The sequence below is a fragment of the Pseudomonas shiyinii genome (genome assembly GCF_056725765.1).
Window position 1 is genome coordinate 376,910 of record NZ_CM161522.1, and the last position, 15,053, is coordinate 391,962.

At 60.0% G+C, this 15,053-nt stretch carries 12 protein-coding genes, 1 other RNA gene and 1 pseudogene; 5 read left to right on the plus strand and 9 right to left on the minus strand.

Going from position 1 to position 15,053, the window contains the following annotated elements; genetic code table 11:
- Positions 1 to 3: 3 nt before the first annotated feature.
- Complete coding sequence (locus ACXHGZ_RS01850) at positions 4 to 1,407, plus strand: N-6 DNA methylase (RefSeq protein WP_480462108.1); 1,404 nt, start codon at positions 4 to 6, stop codon at positions 1,405 to 1,407.
- Between the two features lie 183 nt (positions 1,408 to 1,590).
- Here ACXHGZ_RS01850 and ACXHGZ_RS01855 read toward each other — a convergent pair whose 3' ends face one another.
- Entirely contained in the window at positions 1,591 to 3,252 is a 1,662-nt protein-coding gene (locus ACXHGZ_RS01855; RefSeq protein WP_480462109.1) for a DUF6119 family protein, read from the minus strand.
- 410 nt (positions 3,253 to 3,662) lie between these two features.
- Positions 3,663 to 4,198 (minus strand): annotated as a pseudogene (locus ACXHGZ_RS01860) (IS5 family transposase); the annotation flags it as partial.
- A 490-nt stretch (positions 4,199 to 4,688) separates the two neighbouring features.
- On the opposite strand from ACXHGZ_RS01860, the gene ACXHGZ_RS01865 reads away from it, so the two are divergent.
- Positions 4,689 to 4,913 carry a hypothetical protein gene (locus ACXHGZ_RS01865; protein WP_368830161.1) on the plus strand — a complete coding sequence of 75 codons (225 nt, stop codon included), beginning with the start codon at positions 4,689 to 4,691 and terminating at the stop codon, positions 4,911 to 4,913.
- Between the two features lie 79 nt (positions 4,914 to 4,992).
- Here ACXHGZ_RS01865 and ssrA read toward each other — a convergent pair.
- The 5 genes from ssrA to ACXHGZ_RS01890 form a co-directional block, all read right to left on the minus strand.
- Positions 4,993 to 5,384, minus strand: a transfer-messenger RNA (tmRNA) gene (gene ssrA, locus ACXHGZ_RS01870).
- 89 nt (positions 5,385 to 5,473) lie between these two features.
- Complete coding sequence (locus ACXHGZ_RS01875) at positions 5,474 to 5,773, minus strand: PA2433 domain-containing protein (RefSeq protein WP_480462111.1); 300 nt, start codon at positions 5,771 to 5,773, stop codon at positions 5,474 to 5,476.
- Between the two features lie 223 nt (positions 5,774 to 5,996).
- Positions 5,997 to 8,807 carry an FAD-binding and (Fe-S)-binding domain-containing protein gene (locus ACXHGZ_RS01880; protein WP_480462113.1) on the minus strand — a complete coding sequence of 937 codons (2,811 nt, stop codon included), beginning with the start codon at positions 8,805 to 8,807 and terminating at the stop codon, positions 5,997 to 5,999.
- Between the two features lie 74 nt (positions 8,808 to 8,881).
- Positions 8,882 to 10,027 carry an FMN-dependent L-lactate dehydrogenase LldD gene (lldD, locus tag ACXHGZ_RS01885; RefSeq protein ID WP_084855499.1) on the minus strand — a complete coding sequence of 382 codons (1,146 nt, stop codon included), beginning with the start codon at positions 10,025 to 10,027 and terminating at the stop codon, positions 8,882 to 8,884.
- A gap of 63 nt (positions 10,028 to 10,090) precedes the next feature.
- Entirely contained in the window at positions 10,091 to 11,761 is a 1,671-nt protein-coding gene (locus ACXHGZ_RS01890; RefSeq protein WP_465001706.1) for a lactate permease LctP family transporter, read from the minus strand.
- 253 nt (positions 11,762 to 12,014) lie between these two features.
- Here ACXHGZ_RS01890 and ACXHGZ_RS01895 point away from each other — a divergent pair, with 253 nt between their 5' ends.
- Positions 12,015 to 12,782: an FCD domain-containing protein gene (locus ACXHGZ_RS01895; RefSeq protein ID WP_480462115.1), complete on the plus strand. Its 768-nt coding sequence runs from the start codon at positions 12,015 to 12,017 to the stop codon at positions 12,780 to 12,782.
- Positions 12,783 to 13,000: 218 nt separating this feature from the next.
- Here the strand turns inward: ACXHGZ_RS01895 and smpB are convergent, their stop codons facing one another.
- Complete coding sequence (smpB, locus tag ACXHGZ_RS01900; RefSeq protein WP_084855496.1) at positions 13,001 to 13,483, minus strand: SsrA-binding protein SmpB; 483 nt, start codon at positions 13,481 to 13,483, stop codon at positions 13,001 to 13,003.
- A gap of 162 nt (positions 13,484 to 13,645) precedes the next feature.
- Here smpB and ACXHGZ_RS01905 point away from each other — a divergent pair, with 162 nt between their 5' ends.
- Both ACXHGZ_RS01905 and ACXHGZ_RS01910 read left to right on the plus strand, forming a co-directional pair.
- Positions 13,646 to 14,080 (plus strand): type II toxin-antitoxin system RatA family toxin, encoded by a 435-nt coding sequence (locus tag ACXHGZ_RS01905; protein WP_084855495.1) that lies wholly within the window; start codon positions 13,646 to 13,648, stop codon positions 14,078 to 14,080.
- Positions 14,073 to 14,381: an RnfH family protein gene (locus ACXHGZ_RS01910; RefSeq protein WP_368829977.1), complete on the plus strand. Its 309-nt coding sequence runs from the start codon at positions 14,073 to 14,075 to the stop codon at positions 14,379 to 14,381. Before ACXHGZ_RS01905 ends, ACXHGZ_RS01910 begins: the two co-directional genes overlap by 8 nt.
- A gap of 88 nt (positions 14,382 to 14,469) precedes the next feature.
- Here ACXHGZ_RS01910 and ACXHGZ_RS01915 read toward each other — a convergent pair whose 3' ends face one another.
- Positions 14,470 to 14,991, minus strand: a complete 522-nt coding sequence (locus tag ACXHGZ_RS01915) for an outer membrane protein assembly factor BamE (RefSeq protein ID WP_084855493.1) — start codon at positions 14,989 to 14,991, stop codon at positions 14,470 to 14,472.
- Between the last annotated feature and the right edge of the window lie 62 nt (positions 14,992 to 15,053).

Genomic DNA, 15,053 nt, shown 5'->3' on the forward strand with positions numbered 1-15,053 from the left:
TATATGGGTACTTCGTTTGCTGGTTTGAAAACGTTTGTGCTGGAAAGTATTGAGCGTATGCGCCTGAGAGGAACGGATCTGGATGCGGTAAAGGTTTTGTTGCTCTTTATGGTCTGCAAAAAAACACTTGATCTACTCAAGGAGGAGCGGAGCATTCAGGCGAGAGAGGGCTTGATTAAAGACTCAGATCTTGATGAGTTGTGCAATATGGAATCGTTGGCATCGGTTGTCGCGCATGTAGTTGAAAGAAATTCAAGTTCGTTTTTCTCAGATTCCATTCTAAGTATTTGGAGTGAAGTACAGCCTGTCTTCAATTCTGATATGTCGGAGAGGAGTGAGTTGGTTAGGCTCTGGGATGAGTTTAGGTGTTTTTCTTTTGATGAGTGTAATTGCGAAGGTGGGTTGGCCTCACTTTTTGAGTGGTTCTTGATAGAGTTGGCTGAGCGAAATTCTAATAAGGGAGGATATTTCTTTACTCCTGATGGAATAGTTAGTTTGATGGTCCAGCTTCTCAATCCTAAAAGTGGAGAAAAGCTATATGACCCGGTATGCGGTTCCGGAGAGTTTTTGATAGGAGCTATCAATAAAGTTAAGGAGTCATCGGAAAGGAATTGGCTGTATGTTTTAGGTCGGGAAAGGTCTGCTGAGACAGCTTTTATAGCGATGGCAAATGCTTATGTCCACGGAATTAGTGTGGATAGTATAGAAATTTGTGATGCGCTAGCCCGTATGGATTATGAAGAGAAGGTTTACGGAAAGTTTGATTTGGCTCTTGCAAATCCGCCTTTTTCACTTCGTCATTGGGATGGCGAAAGATCCGTTGACTTTCTGCGCTATGGGTTGCCTCCTCAAGCTAATGCGGATTTTGCATTTATCCAGAATGTCCTTTTCAGTTTGAATGAGAATGGTCGAGCAGCAATGGTTGTGCCTATGGGGGTATTGTTCAGAGGGGGAGTAGAGAGGGAAATCAGAAAGAAGATGCTGTTAGAGAATAATGTGGATGCCATTATTTCAATTCCTCCAATGTCATTTTATGGTACTGCCGTACCGGCGAATATCTTGATAATGAGGAAGTCTTCGGTCTCTAGAGATGTGCTTTTTATTGATGGCTCAAGTTACTTTTCGAGAAGTCAACGCCTGAATCGTTTGGGGAAAGACGCGATAGATAGAGTTGTAAGCTTGTATGCAGAGCGAAAATCTGTTGATGGTCTTGCTTGTTGTGTTCCTGTTAAGGATTTGGAGGAGAACGACTGGAATTTGACGGTTTCTAGATATGTTGCCCCTCCTGCCGTAGTGGGAGTGGAGTCTATGGCTACACTATTGGAGCGACAAGAAAAATTGCAGTTCGAGCTAAGCGTATTACAGCAGGAGATGAGATTGTTGCTGAGTCGAGACAATATTGATTAGTTTAACGCGTGGGTTTCTTGCTTGCAGCGCGGTGGTTGAACCGGGGAATATTTTACAAACCCGACGTTTGCCGTGGGTTTGAAGTGGCAACTTCAAACTTTGATTTCAGTAGTAATCTGGAGAGAGTAATTGCGGATCTGTCGCGGTGTGCTTGCCCTGCAGACCTGTTGCTTTACCCTATCCCTACTCTTCTCCTTCGTCTTGCTCGTTGGCAGGTTTGGCGATGATCTCCAGCGCGACGGGAATATCGAGCTGACCAATGCGGTCTACGGCCGCCTGAAGACTCACCTTGCTGAAAAAAGGCAGATCGAGTTCACCATTCTTGTAGGGTTTGCGCATTACGCCATAGACGACGGTATAGTCGGCTCGGACGACACGACCATTGATTGCAGGCAAGAGGCGTACTGCCTCGCTACGAAGCCCTCGCACTACGCGGCGCAGCTTCTTGCGAAAATCTGCATCGCTCACAAGCGCCTCCGCGCTCACCACACCTTGTGACCAAAGGTGGCTTATTGGCCCCGAAGAGTGGCCGTCCTTCAGATGGATAAACTGTTTATCGCTGGACAGAAAATCGCACGGTTCGATGTTGGCATAGCGTACCCCCTGCGGATTGATTTTTACCTGGTCCAGGCATAGTAGGTCTTCACGATGCTCAACGAGATTTGCAATGAGCTCTCGCTCGTTCCGACACTCGGTCGGCCCAATGATATCTACCCGAGGGATAGCCTGGAAACGAGCTTCGACCTGTCGTTTGAAATTGCGGTCTACGCTGTACCAGTGCCCAGCGAAAAGCACGTAGCTGCGATCTTCGTCATCCGCTCTGAGGTTGGTTTCGAAGGTAAAGCAGTGGTATACCCGCCACTGCTCCTTGAATACCTCAGCATCGGGGGCCTTGGCTTTGATGTAATGGCGCTCGCGGATGTCATCAATCGTACCATCGAACTCACAGCGATTTAGTTCCGCCACATAGTCTTCGATCGACAGGCTGTGAAAATCTGTACCACTGCTGCCGAAGCCGTTGTAATGAAGGAGACAGCCTTCCTCATAGTCAACAATCTCTGGGGGGGCCATATGGAGCTCACTCTCATCCCCTGCTCGCAATGAGTTGATCGCCTCAAACAAGTGGCCGTCGAGGGTAGCGAGAGTCTCCTTTATCCGCACAACTTGCATGTTGTCGATCCATGGGAATCGTTGTTTGTACGTATCGCTTCGATAGACAGCCAGTACCTGCTCGCACTTATCCGCCAGAGTTTCTGACGTTAGTCTGCACGTAATCGAAAGAGTGTCACGGCCGGCTGCAAATCTTGCAAAGGACGCATCACTCGGAGTACCGCCCGCTACACGCGCGAGGTCTCTGAGAACATCTACGCCAAAGTCCTGCACATCACTGTCTCTGCTAGCCTGCACTCGCTTCTGGAATGTGACGGCATCTGGTGTCGCCAGGTCTAGCGTCCGCAGTCCATCACGCGGCACTGAGTTAAGCGTGACCTTAAGGCCAAACTGGCGTTCGAATGCTTCGTCATTGAGAGCCAAATGAATATGCCCGAAGCAGATGGCGAAAATGCGGTCATCTGTAGGCAAAAACAGGACGCCTCCGGCACCGCTAGCAATTAGGTTCTCAGGCTGAGGCCCTGCTTGCTCTTCCAAGAACCCGAGCCAGCTTGGACGGCTCGTGAATAGTTGGCCAACAAACAGCTCGCCACCTTCCACTAACGGCCAGTCGCTACGCCTGAGCTGGACCCTTCCAGTACCGGGCGAATAGTCTTCCTTGAACGCCTCCGCAATGTCCAACTCCTCGCGTAGGAGTCGAATTGATAACGTCCTAACTTTTTCTACGTTAGGCAAAGCACTACTCCTTGTGTGTCAGCTAATGTCACAGAATCAATTTAGCGTAGCAATAGGCCATCAAGCTGTCCATTCTACGTCGTGATTGTTCAATTCCTTTTCGAATATCCATTCAGTCAGTATTGGATTGGCCTCCCTAGTGTCCTGTCTCAGGAATAAGCTGTTCATTTTTGGCGGCGTCTTAGGCGCCCGGCCAGCGTTGCCACTCCTCGCCATAGCCCTGCTATGACTCGTCGCGGTGCCTTGGCCGAACACCCAAACCACTCGCCAAAAGAGAGCGTATTGCGAGACAGGACACTAGCGAGGTTAAAGCTAGTGTCCCGCTCGGGTAGTTCGGTAATCTAAAAGCTCCGAAATAATTGGGCTAAGCTATTTAAGTAGATAAACGAATTAACCATGCGGGACACACTGTACGAAAAGCACGGGCGTAGACACCGCCGCCAGCAGGCTAACATGACCATGGCGGCATAGCTTTTTCGCAAGCTTGCAGTAATGGGTCGCCAAGCGGCGATGCTCCTTCAACCAGCCGGACAGTCGCTCGATAACGTTGCGTTCTCCGCACTTGGGTTTGACGAACAGTCGCGGCAATCCAGGCTTCGGTTTTGCGCTTCATGTAGGGAGTCACGGGCTGCATGCGATACGGTTGCAGTACTGCCGCAGCGATTCTGCGTCATAGCCTTTATCCGCTGTCAGCTTGCGGCATCGCTTACGGGGCCTGCTTCTTTCGGTGGAAATGTGAACACCGTCCAGCAAGGGTTGAGCGTGGGAAATATCGCTGGCTTGGCCACCGGAGAGGATGAAATGCAATGGCACACCTCGGGTGCCACAGACCATGTGAATTTTTGTTGTCAGCCCACCCCAGCTTCTTCCGAGTGTGTGGTCCGTTGGTTCTTCCGCCCCTTTTTTTGCCTGCTCCAGATGAGGGCCGGGTCGATTTGACTGCCGTCCCTACCGCGACTGGGCGATTTACTGTTCGCGGTTTTTTCCTCCAAGTTATAAGGAAATTTCCCATCACCTTAGCTGTTGCGAATTGATCCCATCTAAGGCTACATTCCCCAAGTCGCAGCAAAATCTGCGACCAGGTGTAGGAACCTGCTGGTAAACTTGGCGCACGCACTAGGCGCCCCATCACAACGGCTGGCGCCTTTTTTGCGCCCGCTGCGATGTCATGGCGGCTGTGTGTGGGCAGGCTTCGGCCTGGCCGGGTTCCAAGTTTCCCGGTATTCCTACCCCATGCACAGCTGCCACCCAATCCCGTAGGAAGGATCGTGGTAGCTCCAATCTCAAACTTGGAGTCTCATGCATGCTTATTCGCATTCTGAGCAGGATCCTCGCATCCGCTCTCCGCCGCCCAACCACCGCAGCCACCCCAGCCCCAACCTTCTATCCGATCGACAGCCAATCCCGCGCCACCCGTGCTAACCGGGAGGTGCCCCATGTCTGACCATGAATGCCTGTCTTCCATCCAGAGCTACGTCTGGACGCTCGAGTTGCTCGGTGAGGTGTTGGTCCAGCATGACGAAGTGCTGGAGTGCGAGCACAACCCACAGCTGAGCTTCCGCAACACGGCGGGTATTCATCAGGCGATCCGGATCATTAGCCGGCTGGCCAGCGAGCAGTTCAGCAAGCTGGAGGCGATGAAGGAGGAGGAGGGAAGATGATGGCATGGTGTCGATGCCGCTAAGACACTGAATTCCAGGCATAAAAAAAGACGCCCTAGGGCGTCTTCTTCTTAGGATTTGGTGGAGCCGGGGGGATTTGAACCCCCGTCCGCCAGTACTCCGCTGTCGGTACTACATGCTTAGCCGTGTCTACTGAGTTAATCCGCAGCCGCCCGACGGGCAGGGTGCTTTGGACGAGTTGTGTAAGTTTTAGTCGCTTTGCCCACAACGTGCTACGCGACGATCCTGTTCTGTATGACAATCACTTCGGGTTTACAGGCATCCCCTGGTGATTGCTGGAGCCGAAGCTACCAGGAGAGCGGGCTCAGCTGCTTACGCAGCGAGAGCGTAGCCCTCGTAGTTTTCGTCATTGGCAACTATAGAAAGTTGCAACAGTGGATTTACGAGTTCTGTTACCAACTCGGCATGCACCTAGAGTTTCGCTACCGGCGTCGAATCCTGATCGGCCCCACACTCAGCTCTAGCTGACGTGCCCTTCGACACGTGAGCGCAGTATACGCCTTTGCATGGGCTGCGTCGACTGCTGCGGCCGGCGTGCCTCAAGAGCCGCTGCCGGAGCCGCCGGAGGGGCCGCTGCCTTTCTCGGTTTTCTCCATGCGTTCGAGCACTTTGGAGGTGACGGCGATGCATTCCTTGGTATCGCCGGCGGCTTGGGCTGCCTTGGCTTTGTCGACCTGCTCGGTGATGGCTTTGTCCAGGCCTTCGGAGGTGGTGCCGACGGTGGCCATGTTGTCATCGATCTTCTGCAGGTTGATGGCGCAGAGGTCCTCGGCGGCGAACACCGGCGAGGCCAGCAGGGTTGCGGCCGCGAACAGGGCGGAAAGCGCAGTACCTTTCATGGGTGTCTCCTCGTGATGGCCTCTGGTAGGTGGGCCTGTAAGGGTGGACTCCCAGGATTTGGCGAGGGTTCAATCGAGGTGCAGGCGAGGGCTGCGCCCTCGAATCGCCGGCGAGCCGGCTCCCACCTGTCCTGCGTTGTTTTCAGAGGCTGTGGGGGCCGGTTTGCCGGCGATTGGGCCGGGCCCGGTATGGAAAAAGTCCGGGCAGGGCCGCCGGGAGGGATTACAGAGGACGCGGTCGGGTAACGCGATCCACCAAGTACACCAGCCCGTGATAGTCGATGCCACTGTGGCTGGACAGGCCGATTTCGCAGGTGCGGCTGGTGGAAATGCCTTCGCTGCAATGTTGCACCGCATCCTCGAGGGTGCGTAGGGAATGGGCGTTGAGCTCGGGTGTGGTGAAGCCTTTGTCGCCGGCGAAGCCGCAGCAATGGATGCCTTCCGGGATCACCACCTGTTGGCTGCACAGCCGGGCTAGGTCGATCAGCGCCTGGCTTTCGCCCAGGTGCTGGGTGCTGCAGGTGACGTGTACGGCCACTGGCTCGCGCTGCGGCGTGAACTCCAGCTTGTCGACCAGGTGGGTGCGGATGAAGCGCACCGGGTCGTAGAGGTCCAGGCGGGTGTCGCCCAGGTCCTGGACCAGGCGCAGGGTGCAGGGGCTGGTGTCGCAGTAGATGGGGTCGAGGCCGCCGCGGCTGGCGTGCAGCAGGGCGTTGATCAGTTCCTGGCGCTTGTGTTCGGCCTGCTCGGGGTAGCCCTTGGAGGCGAACGGCTGGCCGCAGCATAGGCTGTCGGCGTTTTCCGGGAATATCACTTGGTAGCCGGCTTTTTCCAGCAGGGCGCGGGTCTTGTCCAGCAGTGAGCTTTGTTCCTTGTCGCCAGCGGCCGGGCCCATGACCCGGGACACGCAGGCAGCCAGGTAGACCACCCGTGGGCGGGCGTCATTGATCGGCAGGGCCGGGGCGAAGGTGCGCAGCGGCTGCGGCATGGCTGGGGTCCATTGCGGCAGGCGGCCGTTGCTGGCCTTGCTCAGCGAGGCGCTCAGGCGCTCCAGGCGTGGGGCGCCGAGCAGTTTGCGCGCGCCGTTGGCGGCGGCCAGCGTCAGGCGTGCGCCGCGCAAGGCAGTGTGGAAGTGCTCCGCCAGCCAGTCGGCAGTCTTGCCGTGTTCGGCCGCCTGGCTGCGCAGCTTCTTCACCAGCTCGCCGGTATTGATGCCCACCGGGCAGCGCTGGGCGCACAGGCCGGTGGCGGCACAGGTGTCGATGCCCTGGTACTGGTAGGTCCGCATCAGTTCGCGGGTATCGACGCCGGCGCGTTTCTTGGCCTGGATGTCGCGCCACATGACGATCCGTTGGCGTGGGCTCAGGGTCAGCCCTTTGGACGGGCACACTGGCTCGCAGAAGCCGCATTCGATGCACTTGTCGACGATGTCATCGGCGGCCGGCAGGGGCTTGAGGTGCTTGAGGTGGATGTCTCGGTCGTCGCTGAGCACCACGTCAGGGTTGAGGATGCCGTTGGGGTCGAGCAGGCGCTTGAGCGTCCACATCAATTGGTAGGCCTCATGGCCCCATTCGAGCTCGACGAAGGGGGCCATGTTGCGCCCGGTGCCGTGCTCGGCCTTGAGCGAGCCGCCGAACTCCACGGCCACCAGTTGCGCTACGTCGTCCATGAAAGCCTGGTAGCGCGCCACTTCCTCGGCATTGTTGAAGCCTTGGGTGAACACGAAGTGCAGGTTGCCCTCCAGGGCATGGCCGAAGATGATCGCTTCGTCGTAGTGATGCTTGTCGAACAGCTGGATCAGGCGGTTGACGCCTTCGGCCAACTGTTCGATGGGGAAGGTCACGTCTTCGATGATCACCGTGGTGCCGGTCTGGCGCACGGCTCCGACGGCGGGGAAGGTGTCCTTGCGGATCTTCCACAGCTGGTTGTACACCGCCGGGTCTTCGCTGAAGTCGACTCGCTGTTCCAGCGGGAATTCGGCGATGGCGGCCATCACCTGACCGAGCTGCTCGTGTAGCAGGCCCTGGCTGGCGGCGCGGGACTCGATCAGCAGGGCGCAGGCATTGGCCGACAGGCCTTTGACCCAGCTCGGCATGCCAGGCATGTCCTGCACCGAGCGCAGGCTGCGGCGGTCGAGCAGTTCCACGGCGGACACCGGCTGCGGCTTGAGTACGGTCACGGCGCGGCAGCAGCTTTCCACGCTGGGGAAGACCAGCAGCGCGCTGGCCTTGTGCGGGTGGTCGGGCACGGTGTCGTAGGTGACCGCACTGATGAAGCCGAGGGTGCCTTCGGAGCCGACCAACAGGTGCTGGAGGATGTCCAGCGGCTGGTCGTAGTCGATGAGCGAGTTGAGGGACAGCCCGGTGGTGTTCTTCAGGCGGTACTTGTGTCGGATCTTGTCGGCCAGGGCCGTGTTGGCGCGGGTTTCCCGGCCCAGGCGGGCCAGCTCGTCCAGCAGCGTGGCATGGCTCTGCTCGAAGGCGGCGACGCTGGCCGGGTCTTCGGTGTCCAGGCGGGTGCCGTCGGCCAGCACCAGGCGCATGCCGGCCAGGGTGTGGTAGGTGTTCTGCGCCGTGCCGCAGCACATGCCGCTGGCATTGTTGGCGACGATGCCGCCGATCTTGCAGGCGTTGATCGAGGCTGGGTCCGGGCCGATCTTGCGTCCGAAGGGCGCCAGCCAGGCGTTGGCCTGGGCGCCGATGACGCCGGGCTGCAGGCGGATCTGCTCGCCCTGGCCGCGGATCTGGCGGCCGTTCCAGTTGTCACCCAGCACGATCAGCACCGAGTCGCTGATGGCCTGGCCCGAGAGGCTGGTGCCGGCGGCGCGGAAGGTCACCGGCACGCGGTCGCGCTGGGCCAGGTGCAGCAGGCCCACCACTTCGTCCTCGGATTCGACCCGCACCACCAGCTTGGGAACCAACCGGTAGAAGCTGGCATCGGTACCGAAGGCCAGGGTCGAGGTCGGGTCGTCGAATCGGCGCTCGGCGGGAATCAAATGCTCGGTATCTCGCAGGAACGCGGCGGGCAAGCTCATGCAGTCTCCTCGCGGGGCCGCGGCGTCTGGCGCGCGGCGTGCCCCGGGCAATCAGGCAGTGTTCGGACGGGCGCTCAGGCGCCCAGTTCGCGGACCAGCGAGTCGCGGCTGATCTCGCTGATGGACTTGGCGCCGGTCAGCACCATGGCCACGCGCATTTCCTTCTCGAACAGCTCGAGCAGGTTCTTCACCCCGGCTTCGCCGTGGGTGGCCAGGGCGTAGAGGAAGGCGCGGCCGATCAGCACGGTATCGGCGCCCAGGGCGACCATGCGCACCACGTCCAGGCCATTGCGGATGCCGGAGTCGGCGAGGATCTTCAGGTCGCCCTTGACCGCATCGGCGATCGCCGGCAGGGCGCGGGCGCTGGACAGCACACCGTCGAGCTGGCGCCCGCCGTGGTTGGACACCACGATGCCGTCGGCGCCGAATTTCACCGCGTCCCGGGCGTCGTCGGGGTCGAGGATACCCTTGATGATCATCGGGCCGTCCCAGAATTCGCGGATCCACTCCAGGTCCTTCCAGGAAATGGACGGGTCGAAGTTGGCGCCCAGCCAGCCGATGTAGTCGGCCAGGCCGGTAGGGTTGCCACGGTACTTGGAGATGTTGCCCAGGTCATGGGGGCGGCCCAGCAAGCCGACATCCAGGGCCCATTGTGGGTGGGTCATGGCTTGCCAGATACGCCGCAGCGGTGCGTTCGGGCCGCTCATGCCGGAATGGGCGTCGCGGTAGCGGGCGCCGGGGACCGGCATGTCGACGGTGAACACCAGGGTCTTCACGCCAGCGGCCTTGGCACGTTCCAGGGCGTTGCGCATGAAGCCGCGGTCCTTGAGCACATAGAGCTGGAACCACATCGGCCGGTCGATGGCCGGGGCGACCTCTTCGATGGGGCAGACCGAGACGGTCGACATTGTGAAGGGAATGCCCTTGGCCGCCGCCGCGCGTGCCGCCTGCACTTCGCCTCGGCGTGCGTACATGCCGGTCAGGCCCACCGGGGCCAGGGCCACGGGCATGCTCAGGGTTTCGCCGAACAGCGTCGTCTGCAGGCTTAGCTCGGACATGTTCTTCAGCACCCGCTGACGCAAGGCGATGCTCGCCAGGTCCTCGACGTTGTGGCGCAGGGTGTACTCGGCGTAGGCGCCGCCGTCGGCGTAATGGAAGAGGAAAGGAGGCAGCTTGCGTTGGGCCGCGGCGCGATAGTCGGTGGAGGCGGAAATGATCATGGATTCTCGCAGCGTGGGTGGGTGTGGTTGCCGGGCGCGCCAGGGCGCCCGGCCCCTTTCACTTTAGTGATGAACCAGCATGCCGGTGAGCCAGTAGGCCTGGACCAAGGTGATCAGGCCGACGAGGGTGGCGAAGAACAGGCTGTGCTTGACGGTGAAGCGGAACAGGTCGGATTCCTTGCCGACCAGGCCGGTAGCGGCGCAGGCCACGGCGATCGATTGCGGCGAGATCATCTTGCCGGTCACGCCGCCGCTGGTGTTGGCCGCTACCAGCAGGGTGTCGTTGACCCCGATCTGATGTGCGGTAGTGGCCTGCAGCGAGCTGAACAGGGCGTTGGACGATGTATCGGAGCCTGTCAGGAACACGCCTAGCCAGCCCAGGAACGGCGAGAAGAACGGGAAGGCGGCACCCGTACCGGCCAGCACCAGGGCCATGGTCGAGGACATGCCCGAATAGTTGGTGACGAAGGCGAAGGCCAGGACCATGCCGATCGACAGGATCGGCCAGCGCAGCTCCCAGAAGGTTTCCTTCAAAGTGGTCAGACCGGTTTTGACGTTGATCTTCAGCACCATCATCGACAGCAGCGCCGAGAGGAAGATCGCAGTGCCGGTGGCGGAGATCGGGTCGAGCTTGAAGATCGCCGGCATGGCGGTTGGCGTGGCGGCGATCGGTGCGCCCTTGATCACCAGTTGGTCCAGATGCGGGATGGCGAAGTTGAACACGAAGTCGTACATCGAGCCACCCGCGGCGAACGCGGCCTTGAACGGCTTCAGCGTCCAGATGGTCACCAGTACGGTGAGGATCAGGAACGGCGACCAGGCCTTGAAGATCTCGCCCAGGCTGTACGGGGAAGGCTGGCTGCCACCGCGGCTGACCACGGCCGCGCCGACGCTGCCCTTGGCTTCGGCGAAGGCGCGCTTGGGCTGCCAGACTTTCAGGAACAGGGTCAGGGCGATCAGGCTGGCCAGGGCCGAGGTGATGTCCGGCAGTTCCGGGCCGATGAAGTTCGAGGTGAAGTACTGGGTGACGGCGAAGCTCAGGCCAGCGACCAAGGCGGCAGGCCAGGTTTCCTTCACGCCGCGCAGGCCATCCATCATGAACACCAGCCAGAACGGCACGAACAGCGACAGCAAGGGCAGCTGGCGACCGGTCATGGCACCGATGTGGAACGCGTCGATGCCGGTCACCTGGCCGGCGACGATGATCGGGATGCCCAGGGCGCCGAAGGCCACGGGCGCGGTGTTGGCGATCAGGCACAGGCCCGCGGCGTACAGCGGGTTGAAGCCAAGGCCCACCAGCAGCGCGGCGGTGATGGCCACCGGCGCGCCGAAGCCGGCCGCACCTTCCAGGAAGGCGCCAAAGCAGAAGCCGATCAGCAGCACTTGCAGGCGCTGATCGTCGGTGATCGACAGGACCGAGCTACGGATCACTTCGAACTGGCCGCTCTTGACCGTGAGTTTGTACAGGAACACCGCGGCGACGATGATCCAGGCGATGGGCCATAGGCCGTAGAGGAAACCATAGCCTGCGGCGGCCAGGGCCATGTCGACGGGCATCTGGAAGGCGAAGATCGCCACCAGGATCGACAGGGCAAGGGTGATGCTGCCGGCGACGTGGCCTTTGAGGCGGAACACGGCCAGGGCAAGGAAGAAGAACACGATGGGAATGACTGCCGCCAGCGCGGACAGGCCAAGACTACCAAGCGGACTATAGAGCTGTTGCCAGGTTTGCATATGGGGTGGCCCCTAATTGTTGTTGGTCAGGCACTGGCATTGGATAATTGGTAAGACCAATTTACAATGGCTGGTCGCTAGGTTAAAAGCCTCGTTGAGGCCGTGTCAATTTGTCTCGGGGAAAACTTTGGTCGGATGTCGATGAATGGGCATCTGCCGGGTAGGGAAAATCGTCATCTGATGGGTGTCGTCGTGGCCGGTATCGGCGAGAATAGGCGGCCCCGGTGTTCGTGGGGTTTGTGGAGAACATGTGATGGTTTTTGATCAGGTCCGCCAACGGCGCCTGTCCGACGATATCGTCGACCGGTTGGAAGGGATGATTCTCGAGGGCACGCTGACCTCGGGGCAGCGCCTGCCGGCCGAGCGTGTCCTGGCCGAGCAGTTCGGCGTATCCCGGCCATCCCTGCGCGAGGCGATCCAGAAGTTGGTGGCCAAGGGCCTGTTGGTCAGCCGCCAGGGTGGTGGCAACTACGTCGCCGAGACGCTGGGTTCGACCTTCAGCGACCCGCTGATGCAGCTGTTCGAGCGCAACCCCGACGCGCAGCGCGACCTGCTGGAGTTTCGTCACACCCTTGAGGCTTCATGCGCCTTCTACGCAGCCCAGCGCGCCACCGAGCCTGACCGCGAGCGGCTCAAGGCGGCATTCGATGCGTTGCAGGACTGCTATTCCCGGGCCAGTGAGGTCAGCCGGGCGGAGGAGGGCGCGGCCGATGCGCGTTTCCACCTGGCGATTGCCGAGGCCAGCCATAACGCAGTGCTGCTGCATACCATCCGCGGCCTGTTCGACCTGCTCAAGCGCAACGTGGTGACCAACATCGGCGGCATGTACCAGCAGCGCGCTGAGACCCGGGACATGCTGATCAGCCAGCACCGGGAGCTGTACCAGGCGATTGTCGAGGGTAGGGCGGAGGATGCGCGGGAGGTGTCGAGCCGGCATATCCTGTATGTGCAGGAAGTGCTCGAGGAAGCGCAGGAAGAAGCCCAGCGGGTGGCGCGGGCGGAGCGGCGCAGCGGGCGTTGATTGTGTTGCTGCAGGTCCCATCGCCGGCAAGCCGGCTCCCACATGTATGGCGGTATCTCTGAAAACAGCGCAGGGCAGGTGGGAGCAACTGCTTGAGTTGCTTACCCCGGCTCTATCGCTGGCAAGCCTTCCACATGTATGGCGGTATCTTTGAGGATAGCGCAGGACAGGTGGGAGCCGGCTTGCCGGCGATGAGCCCTTCGCAGGCTGGAAGAGCGTTACTCGTCCTTGCCCTTGTTACGCACAGCCCGCTGCAGCTCGCGGTTGGAATCGCGTTCGCGCATGGTGTCGCGCTTGTCGTATTCCTTCTTGCCCTTGCCGAGCGCGATCTCGCACTTGATCAGGTGCTTGCTCCAGTACAGCGACAGGGCCACGCAGGTGTAGCCCTTCTGTGCCACAGACGCTTCCAGGCGCTCGAGCTCGCGCTTGTTCAGCAGCAGCTTGCGGGTGCGCGTGGGGTCGGCGATGACGTGGGTGCTGGCGGTGGTCAGCGGGGTGATGTGGCTGCCGAACAGCCAGGCTTCGCCGTCCTTGAGCAGCACGTAGCTGTCGGTCAGGTGCGCCTTGCCGGCCCGCAGGCTCTTTACTTCCCAGCCGGACAGGACCAGCCCGGCCTCGAACTTATGCTCGATGAAGTAATCGTGTCGCGCTTTCTTGTTCTGCGCGATGGTCCCGGTCGGATGTTTCTTTTGCTTAGCCATAGGGGCCGCATTATAGGGAGTCGCCGCGTTGTCGGCTACGGGGTTTAGGTGTGCTTGAGCCTGTAGGATGAATCCCGGACAATGCAGGGCCTGTTTCTGTGAACAGCACTGTTTTCGAAGCGCTGAGAAGCGCTGCCGCCCTGTCTTGGAAGTGACGCCTGGATGACTACCCATATTCAACGCTCTGCCCTGCTGCCATACCCTGCCCAGGCGCTCTACGATCTGGTTAACGATGTGGCCAGCTATCCGAAGTTCCTGCCGTGGTGCTCGGCCGCGACTGTGATCGAGGCCAGCGAGACGCATATGCGGGCGAAGCTGGAGGTGGCCAAGGGCGGCATGAGCCAGCAGTTCGTCACGCGCAATGTGCTGGTGCCGGGGCAATCGATCGAGATGAACCTCGAAGAGGGGCCGTTCACCCAGCTGCATGGGCTGTGGGTGTTCAAACCGTTGGGCGAAAAGGCCTGCAAGATCAGCCTGGACTTGTCCTTCGACTACGCCGGGCCACTGGTGCGCGCCACCCTGGGGCCGCTGTTCAACCAGGCAGCCAACACCTTGGTCGATGCCTTCTGCCAGCGGGCCAAGCAGCTCAATGGCTGACGCGGGCCTGAATATAGAGGTGGTGTATGCCACGGCCGAGCGCCAGTGGTTGTTGGCGTGCGTAGTGCCTGAAGGGACGTGCGTGCGTGAGGCGCTGCGCCTGTCCCGGCTCGCCGAGCAGGTGCCTGGCCTGGATCTGGAAGCGTGCCCGGTAGGGATCTTTGGCAAGGTGGTAGCGGACCCTGCGCAGCGCAGGGTGGAAGAGGGCGATCGCCTGGAGGTCTACCGGCCACTGCTGGCCGACCCCAAGGAAGTGCGCAAGCAGCGGGCAGCCAAGGCGCGGGCGGCGCGGCAAGGCTGAGGGTCATGCGGGCTTCTGTAGGCGTGGGCTCGACAGCCTTGTAACAAAAAGCCCGGGCACTGCCCGGGCTTTTTCGTGTCCGCCGCGTTTACTGCGGGGAGGTTTCCAGCGGTGCTGGCGTCGGGACCGGCGTGGTCTCGATGGTGTCGATCTCTTTCTGGATCGACTCTTCCAGCGAGCCTGGCTTGGCTGGTTTTTCTTCCGGCTGGCCCTGTTCGGCAGCTGGACTGACGGTGGTGTCGCCGCTGCCACCGAGGATTTCCTGGTCGCGGCTCACGCCTGGCATGAAGTCGCCGGACAGGCTGACCAGTTGGTCGCTGTCGTTGAAGAAGATGCTCATGCGCTCTTGCTGCCGCTGGCCACCACCAGGCTGGAGGCTGTAGAGGTAGTCCCAGCGGTTGGTGTTGAAGGTGTCCTGAATCAGTGGGTTGCCCATGATAAACCTTACTTGCCGGCGGGTCATTCCGGGGCGCAATTGGTCTATCATGTCCTGCGTAACGACATTGCCCTGCTGGATGTCGATTTTGTAAACCCCGGGAAACGAGCAACCGGCGAGTGCGAGCAGTCCCACGAGGGTGAGGCTGGTTAGCAAGAGCTTGGTGTTTTGCATCGGTGGGCGACTTCCACTATCTTGGCTGGACAACGTAAACCCCGATCATACCCGTATTAAGA